At 46.1% G+C, this 20,640-nt stretch carries 16 protein-coding genes and 1 tRNA gene; 9 read left to right on the top strand and 8 right to left on the bottom strand.

What is annotated here, in order from left to right; genetic code table 11:
* The first annotated feature begins 38 nt into the window (after positions 1 to 38).
* On the top strand, positions 39 to 1,466 hold the full coding sequence (locus IEY13_RS15770; RefSeq protein ID WP_188953790.1) for a hypothetical protein: 1,428 nt from the start codon (positions 39 to 41) through the stop codon (positions 1,464 to 1,466).
* 49 nt (positions 1,467 to 1,515) lie between these two features.
* Positions 1,516 to 2,850 (top strand): saccharopine dehydrogenase C-terminal domain-containing protein, encoded by a 1,335-nt coding sequence (locus IEY13_RS15765; RefSeq protein WP_188953789.1) that lies wholly within the window; start codon positions 1,516 to 1,518, stop codon positions 2,848 to 2,850.
* A gap of 43 nt (positions 2,851 to 2,893) precedes the next feature.
* On the opposite strand, the gene IEY13_RS15760 is transcribed toward IEY13_RS15765, so the two are convergent.
* Positions 2,894 to 3,586 carry an SIR2 family NAD-dependent protein deacylase gene (locus tag IEY13_RS15760; RefSeq protein WP_188953787.1) on the bottom strand — a complete coding sequence of 231 codons (693 nt, stop codon included), beginning with the start codon at positions 3,584 to 3,586 and terminating at the stop codon, positions 2,894 to 2,896.
* A 33-nt stretch (positions 3,587 to 3,619) separates the two neighbouring features.
* Positions 3,620 to 4,534, bottom strand: coding sequence for a DUF4349 domain-containing protein (locus IEY13_RS15755; RefSeq protein ID WP_188953785.1), 915 nt, complete (start codon positions 4,532 to 4,534; stop codon positions 3,620 to 3,622).
* A gap of 157 nt (positions 4,535 to 4,691) precedes the next feature.
* On the opposite strand from IEY13_RS15755, the gene IEY13_RS15750 reads away from it, so the two are divergent.
* Positions 4,692 to 5,894 (top strand): ATP-grasp domain-containing protein, encoded by a 1,203-nt coding sequence (locus IEY13_RS15750; RefSeq protein WP_188953783.1) that lies wholly within the window; start codon positions 4,692 to 4,694, stop codon positions 5,892 to 5,894.
* Here IEY13_RS15750 and IEY13_RS15745 read toward each other — a convergent pair.
* On the bottom strand, positions 5,891 to 6,289 hold the full coding sequence (locus IEY13_RS15745; protein WP_188953781.1) for a hypothetical protein: 399 nt from the start codon (positions 6,287 to 6,289) through the stop codon (positions 5,891 to 5,893). The two genes, IEY13_RS15750 and IEY13_RS15745, sit on opposite strands and share 4 nt — an antisense overlap.
* Positions 6,290 to 6,432: 143 nt before the next feature.
* Here IEY13_RS15745 and IEY13_RS15740 point away from each other — a divergent pair, with 143 nt between their 5' ends.
* The 3 genes from IEY13_RS15740 to IEY13_RS15730 are packed head-to-tail and all read left to right on the top strand — an operon-like array spanning position 6,433 to position 11,307.
* Positions 6,433 to 7,794 carry a glycoside hydrolase family 88/105 protein gene (locus IEY13_RS15740; protein ID WP_188953779.1) on the top strand — a complete coding sequence of 454 codons (1,362 nt, stop codon included), beginning with the start codon at positions 6,433 to 6,435 and terminating at the stop codon, positions 7,792 to 7,794.
* Positions 7,795 to 7,803: 9 nt separating this feature from the next.
* On the top strand, positions 7,804 to 9,183 hold the full coding sequence (locus IEY13_RS15735) for a beta-propeller domain-containing protein (protein WP_188953777.1): 1,380 nt from the start codon (positions 7,804 to 7,806) through the stop codon (positions 9,181 to 9,183).
* A gap of 30 nt (positions 9,184 to 9,213) precedes the next feature.
* The gene (locus IEY13_RS15730) at positions 9,214 to 11,307 is read left to right on the top strand and encodes a beta-galactosidase (protein WP_188953775.1); all 2,094 of its coding nucleotides are present in this window, start codon (positions 9,214 to 9,216) and stop codon (positions 11,305 to 11,307) included.
* A 48-nt stretch (positions 11,308 to 11,355) separates the two neighbouring features.
* On the opposite strand, the gene IEY13_RS15725 is transcribed toward IEY13_RS15730, so the two are convergent.
* From IEY13_RS15725 to clpB, 3 genes are all read right to left on the bottom strand, one after another.
* The gene (locus IEY13_RS15725; RefSeq protein ID WP_188953773.1) at positions 11,356 to 11,742 is read right to left on the bottom strand and encodes an iron chaperone; all 387 of its coding nucleotides are present in this window, start codon (positions 11,740 to 11,742) and stop codon (positions 11,356 to 11,358) included.
* A gap of 147 nt (positions 11,743 to 11,889) precedes the next feature.
* Positions 11,890 to 12,489, bottom strand: coding sequence for a hypothetical protein (locus IEY13_RS15720; RefSeq protein ID WP_188953771.1), 600 nt, complete (start codon positions 12,487 to 12,489; stop codon positions 11,890 to 11,892).
* 639 nt (positions 12,490 to 13,128) lie between these two features.
* Positions 13,129 to 15,720: an ATP-dependent chaperone ClpB gene (clpB, locus tag IEY13_RS15715; protein WP_188953769.1), complete on the bottom strand. Its 2,592-nt coding sequence runs from the start codon at positions 15,718 to 15,720 to the stop codon at positions 13,129 to 13,131.
* 98 nt (positions 15,721 to 15,818) lie between these two features.
* On the opposite strand from clpB, the gene IEY13_RS15710 reads away from it, so the two are divergent.
* The gene (locus tag IEY13_RS15710; RefSeq protein WP_188953767.1) at positions 15,819 to 16,856 is read left to right on the top strand and encodes a serine hydrolase domain-containing protein; all 1,038 of its coding nucleotides are present in this window, start codon (positions 15,819 to 15,821) and stop codon (positions 16,854 to 16,856) included.
* A 20-nt stretch (positions 16,857 to 16,876) separates the two neighbouring features.
* On the opposite strand, the gene IEY13_RS15705 is transcribed toward IEY13_RS15710, so the two are convergent.
* Together IEY13_RS15705 and IEY13_RS15700 are read right to left on the bottom strand one after the other, a co-directional pair.
* The gene (locus tag IEY13_RS15705; RefSeq protein WP_188953765.1) at positions 16,877 to 17,392 is read right to left on the bottom strand and encodes a UpxY family transcription antiterminator; all 516 of its coding nucleotides are present in this window, start codon (positions 17,390 to 17,392) and stop codon (positions 16,877 to 16,879) included.
* Positions 17,393 to 17,474: 82 nt separating this feature from the next.
* Positions 17,475 to 19,529, bottom strand: a complete 2,055-nt coding sequence (locus IEY13_RS15700) for a carboxy terminal-processing peptidase (RefSeq protein ID WP_229687887.1) — start codon at positions 19,527 to 19,529, stop codon at positions 17,475 to 17,477.
* A gap of 281 nt (positions 19,530 to 19,810) precedes the next feature.
* On the opposite strand from IEY13_RS15700, the gene IEY13_RS15695 reads away from it, so the two are divergent.
* Both IEY13_RS15695 and IEY13_RS15690 read left to right on the top strand, forming a co-directional pair.
* Positions 19,811 to 19,887: transfer RNA gene (locus tag IEY13_RS15695), tRNA-His, on the top strand.
* An 87-nt stretch (positions 19,888 to 19,974) separates the two neighbouring features.
* A complete protein-coding gene (locus IEY13_RS15690; protein ID WP_188953762.1) occupies positions 19,975 to 20,574 on the top strand; it encodes a DUF445 domain-containing protein in 600 nt (199 codons plus the stop codon).
* The last annotated feature ends 66 nt before the right edge of the window (positions 20,575 to 20,640 follow it).

Here is a 20,640-nt window from a genome sequence, read left to right as displayed (position 1 = left end):
GCACAACAAGTGCATTATATATAGCAAATAGGATGATTATGAGCACTTACCGCCTTTTAAGAAACAATAAGGAAGCCGGCCCTTTTACCCGGGAACAGCTGATTGGAATGGGCTTAAAAGCATACGATCTGGTGTGGGTAGATGGCAAAAGTGCTGCCTGGCGATACCCCTCTGAAATTCCTGAACTGGCGGCTTATGCCCCGGCAGTGGAAGAACAACCGTTTGACCGGTTTTACCGCCGCAGCCCCGCCCCGGCTCAACCTGCCCCCAAAAGCAAACCACGCTTCAGAATAAAGGCAGACTGGCGTAAAGTGGAGGATGCACCTGTTGTGCCGCAATCGTCTGCCCCGGCAGATGTACCACCAGCCGCTCCCCTGTACAACCAGGCTGCCACGGCAGATGAAGCAACAGTTGCCCCTTTGCGCAATCCGGCTCCCCCCGCTGTTCAGCCACAAGCATCACCAGCCGTTTCCACACCCGTTACCAATAATAACGCAACTACACCATCAGCCGCTGCAACAGCAGCTGATACCCGGGTAATTCCGGAAACCAGATATAGTGAATCGCTGGATAGCATTAAAGAACGATATTCTAATACGGTTTTACAGCGGAATACCACCAGGAAAGGAAATATGCTGCGTTACGCAGCAGTAGTTGGTCTTTTTCCGGTGTTGGCTGCGGGCATCTGGATAGGCACCAGCTGGAGTAACCGTAATAAACTGGAAAACGTACCGGCAGAAACGGCTGCCACCGTAACCGGGGTGCCGCAGTCATCCGCACCGGCTTCTGCAACCGCAGACGGCTCATCGCCTGAAACTGCTCCGGTAGAAGAAACAGCTCCGGTACATACGCTGGAACGCTCAGAAACTCCTGGTAACGGTCAGCCCGCACAGGAAGAAACCACACCAGCGCCGCCGCCCAGACAAATAATGGTTAAAAACGAAGCGAAACCGGTACAGCCATCTAAAAACAATAACCGTGTGGGGCAAGCCGCTGCTACCGTTAATACACCGCTGGTTCGTACGGCTGTTAACAAAACAACTATGCCTGCTGCCCAATCAACAGTTTTGCGCCCGGTAGCAGAAAACAAGCAACCCGCAATAGTAAACACGCCAGCACCGGCACCATCACAAGCTTATGAAAATACAGCCACTGCCAGCAAAAACAAGATTAACGACTATGTGGCCGTAAAAGAAGAATATGAACAGGTGAATGAAAACAGCCGTCAGGTAAAACTGCGTGTACACAATAAAAGCAGCATTCCGCTGGACCTGGTAGTGGTTGATCTGCAATACTACGATGCAAGCGGACGCTTTAAAAAGGGAGAAACGCTGTATGTAAACAATCTCTCCGCACGGGATGAAATAACCCTGGATGCGCCTGCTGCCCAAAACAACCAGCGGGTTAATTACAAAGTTTCGTTGTTAAGTATAGAGAAAAAAGGAATTTATCTGATAGCGGAATAAGGCTTTCCAAACACGTATCTTTAGTGTTGCCCGATTACAAAGCATTCAGATGAAGCATATTTTACTCTTTGGAGCCGGAAAATCAGCAACAGTACTTATTGAATACCTGATACAGCTGGCTATACATAATCAATGGAAAATAACCATAGCCGATAGCAATGCGGCATCCATTGCAGAAAAAACAGCAGGCGCGCCCTCTTCGGTGCAAGGCTTGGTAGTAGCACTTGAAAGCGAAGACCAACGTACATTATTGATACAGCAGGCAGATCTGGTCATTTCTCTCATGCCTCCCTCGCTTCATTTTCTGATAGCGCAGGATTGCCTGGCTGCAGGCAAACACCTGCTTACTGCATCGTACGCAGATGTACAAATGCAAACGCTGGCACCGGCGGTTAAGCAAAAAGGTATCCTTTTTCTGAATGAAATGGGGCTTGACCCGGGAATTGACCATATGAGTGCCATGCGGCTGATTCATCAGATTCAAGCTGAGGGCGGTGTAATAACCTCTTTTCTGTCTCACTGTGGTGGCCTGGTAGCGCCCGAAAGCGACAATAATCCGTGGCATTATAAAATAAGCTGGAATCCACGCAATGTGATAATGGCCGGCAAAGCCGGTGCGGTATATCTGGAAAACGGGCAGGAAAAGCACAAAACCTACGCACAGCTGTTTGAAAATAACCATCTGGTATCTGTGCCGGAACTGGCAGACTATGCCTGCTACCCCAATCGTGATTCATTGACGTACAGAAGTTTATATCAGCTATCTGAAACTAAAACCTTTATCAGAACCACCCTCCGGCACCCGGATTTTTGTATAGGATGGCGTTATCTCATCAGTTTACATTTGACTGATGAAGAGAAAGTATATGAGACAAACAATCTGTCACTACAGGCATTTTTTGCACAACATACCGAACGTTTTTTTGGCAAAACCTCTCATTTACCTGAAGCCTCTACCCTTGTTAAGCAACAGTTGGAATATCTTGGCTTTTCTGAAGATACACTGATAAACAAAGGCTTATGTAGCGCAGCTGATATTCTTCAATGGGTACTGGAAAATAAACTGGCGTTACAGCCACACGATAAGGATATGATAATTATGGTGCATGAGATAGTTTATACCCTACATCAGCAAACCCATCAGGTACAAAGCAGCCTTATTGTTAAAGGTACCAATGCCGTGCATACTGCCATGGCCCGCACCGTAGGTTTGCCATTGGGAATTGCCGCTAAACTGGTGCTGGAAGGCGCTATTTCAGAAACAGGATTGCATATACCTACTTCTCCGGCTTTTTATATACCAGTATTGCAGGAGCTGGAAGCCATGGGGATTTGTTTTACAGAAAGGAACAGCAGCTATAAAACAACAGGCATATCCGGATAAATAAGCACCAGCTTATTACCCGGATATGCTGAAAATACAACTACTATAATTTAGCCAGATGCTCTTTTAGTATTCCGATACCTGTGGTTGCCGGAGCCTCTATTTTAATGAGGTTAGCGCGCCGGGCAGATATTTCCGGGATTACTTTATCTAGCAGAAATAAGGGAATACCCGCTCTGGTTTCTTCTACCAGCCCTGCAGCGGGGTAAACCACCAAAGAAGTACCAATCACCACCAGAATGTCGGCGTTCTGAACAATGTCTGCCGCAACGTTAATCAACGGCACTGCTTCTCCAAACCAAACAATGTTTGGACGTAGCTGCGCACCATCCGCAGCTTTATCACCCAGGTGAATATCGTCTCTTATTTCGTAAATCAGTTTGCTATCAGCCACACTGCGCATTTCCAGTATTTTACCGTGAAGGTGCAACACATTGCGGCTGCCCGCCCGCTCATGCAGGTCATCAATGTTCTGCGTTATAATATGAACATCATATTGGTCTTGCAGTTCTGCAAGACCAATATGCGCCGCGTTCGGCTGCGCTTTAATAATCTCTCTCCGCCGGAAGTTGTAAAAGTCCAGCACCAGTTGTGGATTACGCCTGAAGGCTTCCGGTGTAGCCACCTCTTTTACATCATGCCCCTCCCAAAGGCCATCACTATCCCGGAAGGTTCTTAAGCCGCTTTCTGCACTAATGCCCGCTCCTGTTAATACTACCAGCGTTTTCTTTGTCATATCATCGGTTATTAAAGGGCCTGAATATACCGTTTATACCGGTTGGTTCCCTTTCTGGCCACCCCACTTTTTTTTGTATATCACCCAAACAACCGCACCCAACACCGCCAGAGGCCACATACCTATAAAAAACAACAGAACATTACCTAAAACAGATGCGCCGCTTTCCAGCTCCTGCAGCAATCTGGTCCAATAGCCAGGCTTCTTCCCCTCTTCCAGGGCAGTTGCCATACCATAATATTTCAGGTGTATAGTACTGTAAGCAGCCTCATTTTCCAGATAATTAATTCTGCCCTGTGCCGATTCAATATTTACCTGCAGGTTATTCAGCTCCTGCTGAATGGTTAGTACATCTTTCATTTTACCGGCTTTTCCCATCAGCTCCATATACCGTTCCCTTACCAGTTTCTTAGTTTCATTACGGGCTTTGGTATCCAATACCTCTGCGGTAACTTCTGTAGCAGATACTTCTTTATTTTTTACCACCACACCCTTGCCTGTAAAGCTGTTCAGCACCTGTTCAAACTGTTGTACCGGCACCTTAATAGTAACATCATTTTCAACACCAGCGCCACTGCCTGTCTGCTTTTCCTGCGAAATATAAGCACCAAACTGTACCAGTTGCCGGTGAAGGGCGTTATCAAAGCTGTCATAATTGTTTACCTGCAGGGTAATATCAGCGGTTCTAATCATCTTCTTATCCCATGTGGCCAATCCGTATGCCGTCGGTGCAGCAGCCGGGGCATTCCCTTGCAACACATCTTGCATAGTAGTGTCCGATATATTGGACAATGTATCGCCGGAAGCTGGTATAGGTTCTGAAGCACCCGCATATACATCCGGAGCAACCACTGCTGCGGAATCTGCTAAAGCTTCTTTGTTAGCACCGGAACTGCACGACAAGGCCAGCACGGCTATTACAGCCATGAAATAAATATGAATTTTCATAAATAAAAATAGTTTGGAGTACTGAGGAAGTAAATGTTTCGGTTTTTGCAGGCCTGCAACATTTATATCTCGCAAGGCTGTTTTGTAACCGCTGGCATTTGTTAAAGAAAATTAAATTCAGAAATGTTATACCTTCCCTCCTTCTAACAGTACCGGCATGATACGTGAATACAGGGAATGGTTTAACCAACGTTTTACCCCGCAGCAATATCAACAATACCTTCAGGCATTAAACAGCGGCTATCCGGGTGCTATTGAGTTCAGGGTAGCGGAAACGCCGGTATTTGTAGGCAAAGCTTTTAAAAACAAAATGCTCAGCGCCTGTGAATCGGTTATTGATGCCATAACAGGCGCCGATTTTCAAACGCTTACCCAACAATCTGTTCCGGAGCGGTGGCGTATACCTGGTGCACAACCCTTTTCACACTTTATGGTGTTTGATTTTGGCGCCTGCATTGGTGCAGATGGCGCACCTGAGCCGCAACTGATAGAAATGCAGGGGTTTCCCAGCCTGTTCGGCTTTCAAACCTATATGGCCAATGCTGCACGCGAAACGTATGGCATTCCGCAACAACTTACCACCTACCTCAACGGGTTTACAGAAGCAACCTACCTGCAGCAGCTTAAACAGATCATCATAGGCGACTATGCCCCTGAACAGGTGATACTGCTGGATTTGTTTCCGCACAAACAAAAAACACGGATTGACTTTTACTGTACCCAAACCTATACCGGTGTAACTCCGGTTTGCCTGACCCAACTGTACAAGCAAGGCCGCCGTTTATTTTATAATAACGAGGCAGGCACACCCGTTCCGGTATCACGCATTTACAACCGCCTTATTTTTGATGAGCTGGAACAGCAAACGCCGGATATAAGACTAAAAGGAGATTTACTGAAAGAAGAGCTGGACGTGGAGTGGATACCGCATCCGGATTGGTTTTACCGCGTAAGTAAATTCACGCTTCCATTTCTGCAGCATCCTTATATACCTGCTACCACGTTTCTCAGTAATATGCCCGATATGCCGGAGCATCTGGAACAATATGTATTAAAGCCGCTGTTCTCCTTTTCGGGCAAAGGCGTGGAAATAGATGTAACTCCGGAAAAAATTGCGGCTATTAAAGACCGGGAAAACTGGATACTTCAGAAGAAAGTAGCATATGCCCCTGTAATAGCTACACCCGATGGACCGGCCACAACAGAAATACGCATTTTTTACTTTTGGGAGGCAGGCAAACCTCGCCCGGTAGCCACACATAACCTGGCCCGTTTAAGCAAAGGAAAAATGATAGGCGTAAGTTATAACAGCCAGGAAACCTGGGTAGGCGGCAGCCTGGCTTTTTTTGAAGAAGATTAGTCTTTCTTTTGAGCAGGAAGTACCATTTTAGGTAAAAGCGTCATCAGCATGATCACTGCTGCCAGAAAAGGTGCTACATAAATGCCGGATTTCTTTTCAGGACACTCTCCCATCAGGCAGGAAGTCATCAGCATAAAATTACGTGCAGCCCATGAAATACCAATTGCAGCAATAATTACATTGGTACGCTTGGCCCATATGCGGGGAATAGAAAAAAGCAGTACAGAAACAGCAGCCAGTGAAATAGTCATTACACCCGGACGACCAAAACGGGTTGCACCAGTGTACATACCTGTATAAGTTTCCTGCAGGCTGGGTATATGAATCCATGGCAAAAAGCAGGCTCCCATTAACGCCAATGCTGCTACTATTCCTATTGTCTGCGAGTATTTCATTGTTTCAAAACTTGGCGGCAAAAGTAAGGCAAACAATTGTAAGGCAGCAGCCCGGCAGTAAAAAAGCCTATGCCGTAACAGGAAAGTACAGGATGCTACACCGGAATCAAATAGATAGTATTGTTTAACACAAAAATTGCCGGATGAAACAACGAATTGCTCTGCCCATAACTGCATTCTTCTGCAGCCTTTCAGTGGCAGCCACGCAGGCCCAGTATGTAAGCGGAAAAGGAAATGATGTCACCTCGCCTCTTCACTTAACAAAACCAGATTATGTAACGCCGTATGGCGAAACCACTACCGCCTCGGTAAAAGTGGTGTTAGATCGTGTACATCACTATCTGGACTCTGTTACGCCCGCACACCTGATAGATAAAACCAGTAAAACGGTATTATCAGATTTGTCTGCTGCTAATGCCAACAGCATTTTTCAGCCGGGCGATTTCCGGTTGCTGAGCTACGAGTGGGGTGTTACCTATACCGGTATGCTGGAAGCAGCTGCTGCCACGGGAGACAATAAATACAGCCAATACACACTCAGCCGTATCAACTTTATTGGTAATGTGGTAAATCAATACCAAACATACCTGCAGCAAAACAAGGAAGCTAGTACCCCCGTTCGCTCCGTGCTGCAACCACACGCGCTGGACGATGCAGGCTCACTCGCGGCGTCTATGATTAAAGCCCTGCGTGCCGGAGCCAATGCTGCACATGTACGCCCTATGGTTGATAATTTCCTCAACTATATTCTGAACAAAGAGTTTCGTTTGAAAGATGGTACGCTGGCCCGCAACCGGCCCCAGCCCAACACGCTATGGCTGGATGATTTGTATATGAGCCTGCCGGCAATAGTGCAAATGGGTGTATTAACAGGCAGCAGCAAATACTACGATGAAGCAGTGAAGCAATACCGCCTGTTTGCAGGTCGCATGTTTAACAAAGAAAAGGGATTGTATATGCACGGATGGGTGCAGGATATGAATCCGCATCCACAGTTTCACTGGGCACGTGCCAATGGCTGGGCTATACTAACCAAAATAGAACTGCTGGATGCATTGCCTGCCAGCCATCCCGGCCGCGGTTTTATTCTGGAACAGCTAAAACAACATGCGGCGGGCCTGGCTGCCAGGCAGGATAAAACCGGCTTCTGGCATCAGCTGCTGGATCGTAACGATTCTTATCTGGAAACCTCTGCCACTGCTATATACGCCTACTGCATAGCCCGTGCTGTTAACAAAGGCTGGCTTAATGCCAAAGCCTACGGTCCTATGGCCTTACTGGCATGGAATGCGGTAACTACACAGGTTACCGATAAAGGGCAGGTGCAAAACACCTGCGTGGGCACCGGCATGGGCTTCGATCCTGCTTTTTATTACTACCGGCCTGTAAGCAATTTTGCTGCGCATGGCTATGGCCCCGTGTTACTGGCAGGCGCAGAAATGTACCGTCTGTTACAACAACATCCTTTTGAAATCAACGACAGCGCTGTTCAAATGACCCGATAAACAAACTTCATGAACAAGACTATACTGGCATCTTTACTAGGCAGTTGTTTGTTGCTGCAAACACAGGCACAGATAGGCAAACGCTTTCCCTCCGAGCGAAAAGTGGTAAACGATCCGGTTACGGGTACTCCACTGGTATTCCTTACCAGCACTCCTGCCGGCGATTCCAAAATATATCAGACCCATAACCAATGGACGTCAGACGGGCAATGGCTCATCTTCCGCTCCGGCCGTGTTAAAGGAGAAGCCATGGCCGTAAACGAGCAAACAGGTGATATTGTGCAGGTAACAGAAGGCGGCTATACCGGCATGCTGAACGTGGCCCGCAAAAGCATGAAGCTTTATTTTATGCGCGAACCGCTGCCCCCTGCCGGCCAGGAGCCTAAAGCAAGAAAAGACCGGAAGGAAACCATTGCGGTAGAAATAGTAGAAGTAGATCTGGCCAGCTTGTTTGCTGATAGTAAAGCCAACAAAGTACAGCCCGCCAGCGTGTATCAGCGTGTGTGCGGCACCCCACCTCCGGAAATAGGTGCGGGTGGCGATATGGCGCTGGATGGAGATGAAACCCGCGTATATTTTCGCATTAACCGCACAGAGGCTGCTAAGCACCTGAAGCCGGGCACCCACATAGAAGAAGCATTTGGCCCCAGGCATATGGGCGCAGGCCCTGCGGGAATAGCCGCTATGGATTTGCGTACGGGTGAGGTTAAGCATGTTATTTCCGTTCCATTTCAGGTAGGCCATATACAAACCAACCCGTGGGTGCCGGGCGAAATTGTTTTTTGCTGGGAAACCGGTGGTAAATCGCCACAACGTATGTGGACCGTACAGGCAGATGGCAGCGGCCTTCGCCCCATCTATCCTGAATCAGACTTTGAATGGATAACACACGAAGCCGTTATCAGCAAAGATGAAGTGGCATTTGCTATTATGGGGCACCGTAAAATAAAAGGCATACAACAGGATACAATACCGGGTACAGATGTACACGGCGCAAACCCCGGGCAGGAAAATGGCTGGGGCAATTCCGGCACCCGTGAAAAACCTACCGGACTGGCTATTGTAAACCTGCGTACCCGCGAAGTGCAGATAGCCGGGCAAACCGCTTCGGGCAGCGGCCTGTGGCATGTAAGCGGCTCACCCGATGGCAGATGGGCTGTGGGCGACGATTTTGCCCGGAATGTATATCTGATAGACAGGCACACACATGAAATGATGCTGTTATCCACTGGCCATAAAACCATCGCAGCAGACCACCCGCACCCTACCATGAGTCCGGACGGCACCCGCATACAAATACAATCTGCCATGCTTTCTGCCGATAATCGCTCTATGAACATCTGCATTATACCGTTGCCTGCTGAATGGCTGAAAAGAAAGTATGAATAACTGTATCTTGCCGCCGTTAAATACAACCGTATGAAATGTTTGCAACCTTTACTCGCAGGTTTGCTGGCTGCTGTAGCACTACCGGCGACTGCGCAAAACCCTGACCGCTTCTTTAACCCTAACGACCTCATGACCATTGGTTCTTATTATTATCCCGAACAATGGCCGCGCGCGTACTGGGAAAGAGATCTGAAAAAAATGGGAGAAGTAGGCTTTGAGTTTACTCATTTTGGCGAGTTTGCCTGGTCTTTCATAGAACCGGAAGAAGGTAAGTTCGACTTCAGCTGGCTGGATGAAGCGGTGGCACTGGCTGCCAAAAACAACATTAAGGTAATTATGTGTACCTCCACACCTACCCCACCTGCCTGGCTGGCCCACAAGCATCCGGAAATACTGATGGTAAATGCAGAGGGGCGCACCATGCAACATGGCTCGCGCCAGCAAATCAGCTGGAGCAGCCCTGTTTACCGCGAATACGTACGTAAAATGGTAAACGCCATTGGCGAACATTATGGCAAAGATGCGCGCATCTGGGGCTGGCAGCTGGATAACGAACCTTCTCACTATGGCAGATACGATTACAGCCCCGCCGCACAGGTTTCCTTCCGCAAATGGTTACAGCATAAGTACGTTTCTATAGACTCGCTGAATGCTGCCTGGGGCACCGCTTTCTGGAGTATACGCTATAATAATTTTGAGCAGATATTGATTCCGAACGACAAAGAGTTAATAGCCCAGCCGGCACCCGCAGCAGTATTAGATTTTAAACGTTTTTCAGCGGAAGAAGCCAATGATTTTCTGGGCATGCAATACCAGATACTGCGTAAATACATATCGCCCAATCAGTGGATTACCACCAACCTCATGCCCGAGCATGTAGATGTAGATGCTACCAAAATCAACAGTCTTGATTTTCTTACCTATACCAAATACCTGGTAGCAGGCTTTGATACCGGTACCGGCAAACAGGGCTTCCGCCTGGGTTCAGCCAGCAGCATTGGCTTTTCTAACGATCTGTTCCGCAGCATTAACGGTATGTCAGGTGTAATGGAGTTACAACCTGGCCAGGTAAACTGGGGCAGGTTTAATCCGCAGCCGCTGCCCGGCGCCGTTCGTATGTGGATATGGCATGCCTTTGCAGGTGGTAATAAATTTGTATGTAACTACCGCTTTAAACAACCCCTTACAGGCGGCGAACAATATCATTACGGCATTATCAGTACAGATGGTGTAACAGTCAGCACCAGCGGCCAGGAATACATCAAAGTCATCAACGAAATCAAATCGTTGCGCGCGCATTACAGGCCAAAGGAAACGGCACCAGACAGTTATCAAAAACGCCAGGCAGCACTGCTGTACAATCCCGACAACCGCTGGGAAATGGATAACCAGCCACAGACAGATCAGTGGAACAGCCTCAACCATATTAAACGGTATTATACCGCGTTAAAGCAACTGGGCGCACCTGTAGATGTAATTACCGAGGAAAAAGACTTTGCAAAGTATCCCGTACTGGTAGCACCAGCGTATCAGCTGTTAGATGAAAAACTGGTACAACGCTGGCAGGAGTATGTAACCAATGGCGGCCATCTCATTCTCAGCAGCCGTACCGGGCAAAAAAACAGGAACGGCAATTTATGGGAAATGCCCTGGGCCGGCCCTATCTTATCGTTAATAGGTGGTAAAATAAGCTTCTACGATCAGTTGCCAACAACAGTTACCGGTACCATTCAGAGCAACAACCGCACTTATACCTGGAATAACTGGGCCGATGTATTGGTTGCCAATGCAGGTACCACGGTATTGGCCACTTACAGCAATCAGTATTACGCAGGCCAGGCAGCTGTTATTACCCGTAAAACGGGTAAAGGATCGGTTACTTATATAGGACCTGATACCGATGATGGTGCGCTGGAAAAAGCGGTATTACAAAAAATATACAATCAGGCAGGTATTACCACCACCGATTTACCTGAAGGAGTAATGATTGATTGGAGAGATGGATTCTGGGTAGCAGTTAACTATTCTGATAAACCTTACACCCTACAAATACCCGCAGGAAAGCAGTTGCTCATTGGCAGTAAAACGGTACCTGTTGCGGGCGTAGCCGTATGGCAGGAATAATATAACATTGCCAGGGTGTTTACCTTTACTATCAACACCCTGGCAATATCATTTCTTCTTCTTTTGTTGCTTATGCACCTCTTCTATCCGGTAGTTCACCATGCGGGTAATTAAATTCAGCGGCATAGGTTTATCCAGCGGAAACTGTACCGATCCCTTGCCTGTTACATAATGCGCCAACTCTTCTTCAAACGCTTTAATACCCGTAGGGGCAGGATAAAATCCGATATGCGCTTTAAACGCAGCAAAATGTACCAGATTGGCCTTCCCGTATATAAAAGTAGGTATGGCGTATTTAATGGCTTCTGTAGCATCCGGCACAATAGCCCGGATGGTATCACGCACCAGCTGTAATACCTCCTGCACATCAGGAGTAAAACCTTTGATATAACCATCTATTGTTTGCGGGGCAGTGCTATCCGTTTTGTTTTGCATAACCGGTATTTTATGGCCTATACAAAGCTAACACAGCACCGTTACTCCAGACAGGGGCGAACACGCCAAAAGAGAGGGCAATATGCGCTATAAATCCGTTGGTGTACGGTAATAAATCAGGCGGCGGATACGGGTGCAGCCTCTGCCTTACCAGAACAGTATTTCTCCAGGCGCTGGTTTTTCACGCCCGCTAACGGGCTCTAAAATATAAAGAACAATCCCTTGCTGCTGCTGCTGTTCAAGCTTAATAGCACCAGCATAAGCAGGAAATGAAAGCGGTTTGGCTACCACCTTCCACAAACAGCCCGTTCCGGCAGAACGCACCTGCTTATGTAATAAACTCAAAGGCCGTTCTGTACGCAACCAGGCAAACACACCTGTTTCTGTTACCTTTAGTGAGTTGATAACCTGTATAGAAGTACCCAATACCTTGTCTCTTACCTTAGCCACACTGCGCTCAATAGTTTCTTCTATAGCCTCTATGCCAAAACGCACCAACATTTCAGCTGCTGATAACACTTCATACGGCTCGCTTACAGGCTGCTGCCCCAGCGTAACCCATAAAGGACGCGAGGTAAAAAAAAGACGAAACTGCAGATCGCTGTTTTCAGCAACACGGTATGCCAGTTCAAACGGAACTTCTGAACGGGTATTCAGCTGTTGCAGATTCATTTTCCAGCCGGCAAATACCTGCTGCACCATCTGCTGTTCGGTTCTGAATGCTGATAAAATATTATTAACGGTCATCGTCAGGTAAAAGGGTAAGGTATTCAGAGGCTTATCGTTGCAAAAGTAAAAAAACTCAATAAGATATACATAAACACCCCTAACATCAGGGAGGTATAAAAGCCTGTTTTTTTGTGGTTTACAGGCAGGGATATGTTTGCGTTTAAATAAAATTAACACAGGCTTCCATAAAAAAGCATCCTTTGCGCTGCTTACAAAGGATGCAAATGCCTTGTATCCGGAATAATCTGAAAGCTCGCCACACCAGTCCCATAACGTAGAAACAACAGCAAAACATCTGTTGCACGTTTTATCACTAAATATCCGATGTTATTTCTTAACTGCTATGTAGCTAAGAACAGCAACAACAACAGCAAAGGCCAGGGTAATCATCAGGCCTTTTAAAAATTGGGTTTTCCTTCTGGATGCAGTAGTGGTTGGCATAACATATATTTAATTACATAAATATACATTTTTTACAACAACCCCCTAATAAAAGGTGTATTTAATTTACATCTTTCACCCTATAAACAGCACCAGGAACATAATATGTCCTTTTCAGGCACATAAGTATCAAAATCCTCCCCTGCATACATGCAAAAAAGGCATCCCGTTTTTACACAGAATGCCTTGTCCACAAAACGCACACAGCTACACTACTTATTCATTTCTAAAAACCACCACGCCGTCAAATACATCTACCAGCACCGGTACCGCTTTATCCACTTCACCGGCCAGTATCTTTTTACTTAATCCGTTGATGATTTCCTTTTGTATCAGCCTTTTCAGCGGCCTTGCCCCAAACTGAGGGTCAAAACCATTCTCGCTGAGGAAGTCAAGCAGGTATTCGCTGAAATTAAGCGTAATACCATTATTGGCTACCAGGTGTTTCAGGTGTTGCAGCTGAATACGGATAATTCCTTTTATCTCGCTGCGCAGCAACGGCTGGAACATGATAATCTCATCTACCCGGTTTAAAAACTCAGGGCGAATGGTTTGCCGCAACAGATTCATCAGCTCTGTTTTGGTTTTCTCAATCACATTCTCTTTATTCTGCTCATTAACCCCTTCAAAGTTCTCCTGTATTATATGGCTGCCTATATTGCTGGTCATAATAACAATGGTGTTCTTAAAGTTCACCACCCGCCCCTTGTTATCCGTAAGGCGGCCATCATCCAGCACCTGCAGCAGAATGTTCCATACATCCGGATGCGCTTTTTCTATTTCATCCAGCAATACCACACTGTAGGGTTTGCGGCGTACTGCTTCGGTAAGCTGTCCGCCTTCATCATATCCTACATACCCCGGAGGCGCTCCCACCAAACGGCTTACCGCATGCTTCTCCTGGTATTCACTCATATCAATCCGCGTCATCATGTTATCATCATCAAACAGATATTCCGCCAAAGCTTTTGCCAGCTCTGTTTTACCCACACCAGTAGTACCCAGGAAAATAAAGGAGCCAATGGGTTTACGTGGGTCATTCAATCCCGCACGGCTGCGGCGTACCGCATCTGCCACTGCGGCAATGGCTTCTTCCTGCCCTACCACACGTTTATGCAGCTCTTCTTCCAGGTTCAGCAGTTTTTCACGCTCGCTCTGCAGCATTTTGCTTACAGGTATGCCGGTAGCTTTGGCAATGGCTTCTGCTATATCTTCCGCATCTACCTCTTCCTTCAGCAATCTTCTTTCGCTTATAGCATCCAGTTGCTGTGTTGCTTCCGTAATTACCTGCTCCTGCTCTTTTACCTTGCCATAACGTATCTCTGCTACCTTGCCAAACTCACCATCTCTTTCTGCACGTTCCGCCTCTACTTTTAAAGATTCAATAGTAGCTTTCGCCGCCTGTATCCTTTCTACAATTTCTTTTTCCTGGCTCCATTTGGCTTTCAGCGTATCACGCTGTACAGATAACAGAGATATATCCTGAGCCAGCTCCTTCAGCTTTACTTCATCATTCTCCCGCTTAATAGCCTCTCTTTCAATTTCCAGCTGGCGAATGCGTCTTTCCAGCTCATCCAGCTCCTCCGGCATGCTGTTCATTTCCAGCCGCAGGCGTGCCGCACTTTCATCAATCAGGTCTATGGCTTTATCGGGCAAAAAGCGGTCGGTTATATACCGGTTACTCAATTCCACGGCAGCAATAATAGCCTGGTCTTTAATACGCACATGGTGGTGCGTTTCATATCTGTCTTTAATACCTCTTAGTATACTAATAGCGTCTTCCACACCTGGCTCACTTACCATTACTTTCTGAAAGCGCCTTTCCAGTGCTTTATCTTTCTCAAAGTATTTCTGGTATTCATTCAGCGTGGTAGCGCCAATGGCTCTCAGTTCCCCCCTTGCCAGCGCAGGTTTCAGTATATTGGCAGCGTCCATAGCTCCCTCACCACCACCGGCACCCACCAGGGTATGTATTTCATCTATAAAAAGAATAATTTCTCCATCGCTCTCCGCCACATCTTTTACTACGCCTTTCAAACGCTCTTCAAACTCCCCTTTGTATTTGGCACCTGCTATCAGCTGGCCCATATCCAAGGCAAATATGATTTTGCTTTTCAGGTTCTCCGGCACATCGCCATTTACTATACGCATAGCCAGCCCCTCAGCAATAGCGGTTTTACCCACCCCAGGCTCACCCACCAGTATCGGGTTGTTTTTGGTACGGCGCGACAAAATGTGCAGCGTACGACGTATTTCCTCATCCCTTCCTATCACCGGGTCCAGCTTACCCTGGCTACCCAGTTCATTCAGATTCTTCGCATACTTCTGTAAAGCATTGTATTGCTGCGAAGCGGTTTGCGAGTTAACCGTAGCGCCCTTTCTTAAATCCTTAATAGCTGCTACCAGCCCCTTTTCGGTAAGCCCCGCATCTTTCAGCAGCTTGGCAGTATCATCATTGCCATGCAATACCCCCAGCAACAAATGCTCTACGCTTATAAATTCATCTCCAAACTGCTTCAATGAAGAATTAGCACGCAGCAGCGCATTGTTTAAATCGCGGCTGATGCTTTGGGCCGCATCTCCGGAAGTTTTAGGTAACTTTTTCAGGCTTTCTGCCAGCTTACCTTCCACGTAACCAATGTTTACGTTGTTCTTTTTTAATAGGTACTCAACAGGACTGTCCTGGTCGGCCAGCAGCACCTGCAATATATGGTTGGTTTCAATATTCGGATTACCATTGTTAAATGCCTGTTGCTGTGCCGCCTGTATGACCTCCTGAGCTTTGATAGTGTAATTGTTCAGATTCATATAGTTGATTGTTTTCCTTTTTTCTTCTTTTCGCTTGCTAAATCACGCAATTACATATTATCTTCAAAACACAATCCAACCTGTTCAAACAAGTAATTATGACATTCTTTTCCCGTTTTTCCTGCAATAAGGTCAGTTTACTGGCTTCTTTTCTGCTATTAATGCAGTTTTCTTTTGCGCAATCTGATTTTTCAGCGGTAGATAGTAAAATAGCCCAGTATCAGAAACAGCTGGGAAACGATATAGTTGTACTGGTGAGTAAAGACAATAAAGTAATATATCAGAAAGCCATAGGCAAAGAATTCACACCCGTTACGCCGGTAGATATAGATGCCTCCAGCCAATGGCTTACAGCAGCCCTGGTAATGACTTTTGTACAGGAAGGCAAATTGAATCTGGACGATCCGGTAAGTAAATACCTGCCCATTTTTGCCAAATACATGAAAAGCTATGTAACCATTCGCCAGTGTCTCAATCATACCACGGGTATTGCAGGAGAAAAAGCATTAATCAGGCGCCTAAAAAGCTTTACCAATCTGGAGGAAGAAGTAAACGAAATAGCCTCAAAAAAAGAGATAGAAGCGCAGCCAGGTGCAGCATTCGTTTATAACAACCAGAATTTAAATATAGCAGGCCGTGTGCTGGAAGTAATCAGCAGGAAGTCTTTTGAACGGCTTATGACAGATCGCATACTTCGCCCGCTGGGCATGAAGAATACGGCTTTTAATAATGAGAAGGCAGTAAACCCCTCCCTGGGTGCCGTATCTACTGCTACGGACTATTTGCACTTTTTGCAAATGTTGCTGAACAAAGGCACTTATGCAGGAAAACAGATTCTTACAGAAACCTCCGTTCAGGAAATGCTCAGCCCTTCCATAAATGCGTCTATTATAAAATACAGCCCCAAGCTTACAGAAGGTTTCCTGTACGCACGTGGCTGCTGGATACAGGCGTCTGATTCTGACGAAAAACCCGCTACCTTCTGTAGCCCATCGCTAACAGGTACCTGGCCAGTTATTGATACTATTAATAACTATGCCTGTATTATTCTGGCAAAACGTGCCAATATAGATATTAAAAAAGAGGTATACCAGGAAATAAAAACCGCCATAGACAATGCTATAGCGGCTAAGTAAGTTTATTATAAAAACAAGTGCTAGATAAGCTCCAGGTGATCAATGGGAAACTCAACCATGATTACCTGGCCCAGGCTTTCCATATTTACATATACCTTTTTCTTGCCAGAGGTGCGCAGTACTGTTCCCGTCTGTTCTGCAAAAACCCCGTGTTTAATTTTAATACGGGTGTCTTTGTCAAATGATTCCAGCGCCTGCACAGTAAGTACGGCATCTTTTTCTAACAGAAAAGACTTGATGGTGTCAATTTCCACATCACGTATTACAGCGGGCTTGCTTAGATAATACACAAAGTTGAGTACACCATCTGTCTGCAAAACACGGAGGCGATCCTGCTCAGCAATACGCACAAAAACATACGACTTAAACAGCGGGTCCTCAATCATTTTTTTACGGTCGCTCCACTGCCGTTGCACTTTCTGTAACGGGCACCAACTCTCAATACCTTTTTTTTCTAATACGGTATTGATCTTTTTCTCCCACCGGGGCTTGGTATAAACGGCATACCACTTCTTATCAGAGTCCTCTGTTTTCATGTACTCAAGGGTTAACGATTCTACAGTTTTGTTATCGTTTGGTCATGGCGGGCTCACTTTTGCAGGCCCGCCACTTTATTAATCAGGGTTTTTCTGTTTTAGCAACCTGCTGGCGCGAGTTGGCCATATCGCTAACAATACGCGCCGTCTCGTCAATATAAATATCCGTTTTCAGCCGCTTCAGCCACTCCTGGTAGCGTTCACCTTTGGCTTTATCCGGGTTATTATAATACTTGTCTTTGTCAGCCTTTGTAACCTGCACATTCAGTTCATGGGCTTTTGTCAGCTTCACCGCAGTATCACTCAGCTTACTCATGCTTCTGGCTGTTGCCTGGTCTGCTTTAAACTGGGTTATATTCAAACTCACTTCTTTATTCGCATTTGCATTTATCCACTCCGCACTTTTACGGATGGCGTTAAACGAATTGCTTTTTTGCACCCGCTGTAAAGATGCCTGTTTAACAGCATCCAGTTCCTGGTCTTCATTCCACAGGCTGTAATCCAGTTTCTGAATCTGATCCCACTGCAGGGCAGAAGTATAATCTTTCTCTCTGAATTTCTGATACTCAAACAAATCGGGAAGTACAACGTCAGAAGCCACCCCTTTCAACTGGGTAGAACCTCCGTTAATACGGTAAAACTTCTCAAAAGTCAGTTTCAGTGCGCCATACTCTGTACGTCCGCTAAACATATCTACGGGTTTTCCCAGCGGAAGGTTTTTCTGAACGGTACCTTTTCCAAAAGTAGAGGTGCTGCCCACAATAATACCACGCTTATAATCCTGAATGGCTGCTGCAAATATTTCAGATGCAGAAGCACTCAGTTCATTTACCATTACCGCCAGCGGGCCATCATACAATTGTTTGTCTGTCTCCACAGGCAAAATAGAAGGCTTTCCATCGCGGTCTTTTACCTGCACTACAGGGCCTTTTTTAATAAACAGGCCTACCATCTGTACTACCTCATATAAAGAGCCGCCTCCATTAGAACGCAAATCCAGCACAATACCATCCACGTTCTCGGCCTTCAGCTTCACCACCTCAGCAGCAACATCTGCCGCACAGCGCGATCCGTTGGCTCTCTCAAAATCTGCATAAAACTCAGGCAGATAAATGTAACCAATTTTCTTAGCGCCGGAATTCAGTACCACGCTACGGGCAAAAGCCTCGTCCTGTACAATCTCATCTCTTATCAGCGCTACCACTTTTATAGTACCATCCGGGCGCTTTAAGGTAAGTCTTACCTCTGTACCCTTATTACCTCTTATCAGCCTTACAGCATCATCCACATCCAAACCTGTAATATCTACCGGTTCTGCACTGCCCTGTGCTACTTTAATAATCAGGTCATTTACGTTTACCTGGCCGCTTTTCCAACAGGGGCTGCCGGGTATAACGCTTATTACCTTTACCCCACCGGCATCTTCCGCTCTCAGTTGCGCTCCTATTCCATAAAAGCGGTTGCTCATTTCTTCATCAAAAGCTCTTTTTTCAATCGGAGGCAGATAATTCGTATGCGGATCCATACTTCCTGTAATAGTATTTACAAACAGGTTAAATTGCTCATCCTGTGTAAGGCGCTTTTTCAAACGGTTGAAATTTCTGTCCATCAATTTCACCACCTTTCCCCGTGCTTCTTTCTCCAACTGAGCGTCTGACTTGCTATGGATAGAATCCGTAGCCTTACTTTTCGAGCGTTGCTCCTCCAGGTTTACATACCCATCCAGTGTAAGATATTTCAAACGTTTACGCCAGTTTTCAGCACGCGCCGTTTCATTTGCTACATAATCCAGCGAATCTGCTTCCAGCTGTACCTTTTCATTTACTGTAAAATCAAAAGGTTTGGCCATCACCTGCTTGTACAGTGTAGTAACCTCCCCCATTCTTTTGGTATAAATATCCCCGGCTGCTATAAAAAAGGCCAGCGGAGCGCCATGAATTTCATCATCAATAGTGGTTTGAAATTTCTGAAGCGATTGGATGTCAGAAGCCAGGAATACATTCTTTTCAGGATCAAGGCTTTCTATATATTTTTTGAAAATCTCTCTGGAGAAAGAGTCATCAATTACTTTAGGATCGTAATGTTTCTGTTCCAGTATATAGCCAACGGTTGCGAGCAGCTGTTGGCGACGTGCCATGGCTGTTTCATCTTCCCCTCTATACTTAAAAGCCCAAAAACCTAAGCCGCATAATACAATTATGATAAATGGCAGTACTTTTCTACTCATCATGATTCTTAAAATTTTGCTACTCATGCACATCAAAAATAATGTAAAACTTTATCGAAGCCTATACATCTACGAGTATTAACGTTGTTTTGCGCGTGTTTTTGATGGGCGGTAAAAATATTTTTGAAAAAAATTTGATAGACTCTTGGTTGATATTCAATTATTTCTATCTTTGCACTCCAATCGAAACGGAGGGTATAGCTCAGTTGGTTAGAGCGTCAGTTTGTGGCACTGAAGGCCGTGGGTTCGAGCCCCATTATCCTCCCCAAAAAACCTTGTAACGGTGTAAACTATTACAAGGTTTTTTTATTTTCTGATGTTAACATTATTGTTTTACACCTCAACCTCAACTCCTATGACGTACTGGTACTGGCTTATACCCGTAATAGCCGCTTTCAGCGGATGGTTGTGTATCCGTGTGGTGGTATATCTTCTCTTTTTTCCTGTACAACCTAAAGTATTACTGGGCTTTCGCTGGCAGGGCCTGCTGGCAGCCAGTCATCAGCGTATAGCCGCTGCTATAGGCAACCTGGTTAGCCGTGAGTTTACTTTTGCTGCCCTGGAGCAGCAGCTTACACAACCTGCCACTATTCAAAAGCTAATGCCGGCTGTAGAAATACACATAGATACTTTTTTACGCGAAAAACTGCCCAGGGCCATGCCTATGCTGGGTATGCTGATAGGCGACCGCACCATTCAGCAACTGAAAGATATATTTATGGCTGAGTTGCAAACCTTGCTGCCCATAGTTATTCAACAATACGTACAGGCACTTGAAAAAGATGTGGACGCCGGGGCAATAATTCAGCAAAAAATCAACGCCCTCTCTCTGGCGCAGCTGGAAGAGCATTTATACAGGCCCGCAGCCAACCGTTTATACCATCTGGCATGGGTAGGTGCTATTATTGGTTTTGTTACCGGTATGCTGCAGCTGGGTATTATATGGATTGCCTAAATTCTTCATCAGGCGGCCGAATACAACACTTCCCTGCTTTTTTATGCACAATGTTAGCCGAGTTTT

The organism is Filimonas zeae (assembly GCF_014641615.1).
In the GTDB taxonomy this organism is placed as follows: Bacteria; Bacteroidota; Bacteroidia; order Chitinophagales; family Chitinophagaceae; genus Filimonas; species Filimonas zeae.
This window is presented reverse-complemented; position numbering and strand designations above follow the sequence as displayed.

What these genes read in the sequence shown, in the direction of transcription:
- IEY13_RS15770 (WP_188953790.1), top strand. Translation starts at nt 39, where the DNA reads ATGAGCACTTACCGCCTTTTAAGAAACAATAAGGAAGCCGGCCCTTTT.
- IEY13_RS15765 (WP_188953789.1), top strand. Translation starts at nt 1,516, where the DNA reads ATGAAGCATATTTTACTCTTTGGAGCCGGAAAATCAGCAACAGTACTT.
- IEY13_RS15760 (WP_188953787.1), bottom strand. Translation starts at nt 3,586, where the DNA reads ATGACAAAGAAAACGCTGGTAGTATTAACAGGAGCGGGCATTAGTGCA.
- IEY13_RS15755 (WP_188953785.1), bottom strand. Translation starts at nt 4,534, where the DNA reads ATGAAAATTCATATTTATTTCATGGCTGTAATAGCCGTGCTGGCCTTG.
- IEY13_RS15750 (WP_188953783.1), top strand. Translation starts at nt 4,692, where the DNA reads ATGATACGTGAATACAGGGAATGGTTTAACCAACGTTTTACCCCGCAG.
- IEY13_RS15745 (WP_188953781.1), bottom strand. Translation starts at nt 6,289, where the DNA reads ATGAAATACTCGCAGACAATAGGAATAGTAGCAGCATTGGCGTTAATG.
- IEY13_RS15740 (WP_188953779.1), top strand. Translation starts at nt 6,433, where the DNA reads ATGAAACAACGAATTGCTCTGCCCATAACTGCATTCTTCTGCAGCCTT.
- IEY13_RS15735 (WP_188953777.1), top strand. Translation starts at nt 7,804, where the DNA reads ATGAACAAGACTATACTGGCATCTTTACTAGGCAGTTGTTTGTTGCTG.
- IEY13_RS15730 (WP_188953775.1), top strand. Translation starts at nt 9,214, where the DNA reads ATGAAATGTTTGCAACCTTTACTCGCAGGTTTGCTGGCTGCTGTAGCA.
- IEY13_RS15725 (WP_188953773.1), bottom strand. Translation starts at nt 11,742, where the DNA reads ATGCAAAACAAAACGGATAGCACTGCCCCGCAAACAATAGATGGTTAT.
- IEY13_RS15720 (WP_188953771.1), bottom strand. Translation starts at nt 12,489, where the DNA reads ATGACCGTTAATAATATTTTATCAGCATTCAGAACCGAACAGCAGATG.
- clpB (WP_188953769.1), bottom strand. Translation starts at nt 15,720, where the DNA reads ATGAATCTGAACAATTACACTATCAAAGCTCAGGAGGTCATACAGGCG.
- IEY13_RS15710 (WP_188953767.1), top strand. Translation starts at nt 15,819, where the DNA reads ATGACATTCTTTTCCCGTTTTTCCTGCAATAAGGTCAGTTTACTGGCT.
- IEY13_RS15705 (WP_188953765.1), bottom strand. Translation starts at nt 17,392, where the DNA reads ATGAAAACAGAGGACTCTGATAAGAAGTGGTATGCCGTTTATACCAAG.
- IEY13_RS15700 (WP_229687887.1), bottom strand. Translation starts at nt 19,529, where the DNA reads ATGGCACGTCGCCAACAGCTGCTCGCAACCGTTGGCTATATACTGGAA.
- IEY13_RS15690 (WP_188953762.1), top strand. Translation starts at nt 19,975, where the DNA reads ATGACGTACTGGTACTGGCTTATACCCGTAATAGCCGCTTTCAGCGGA.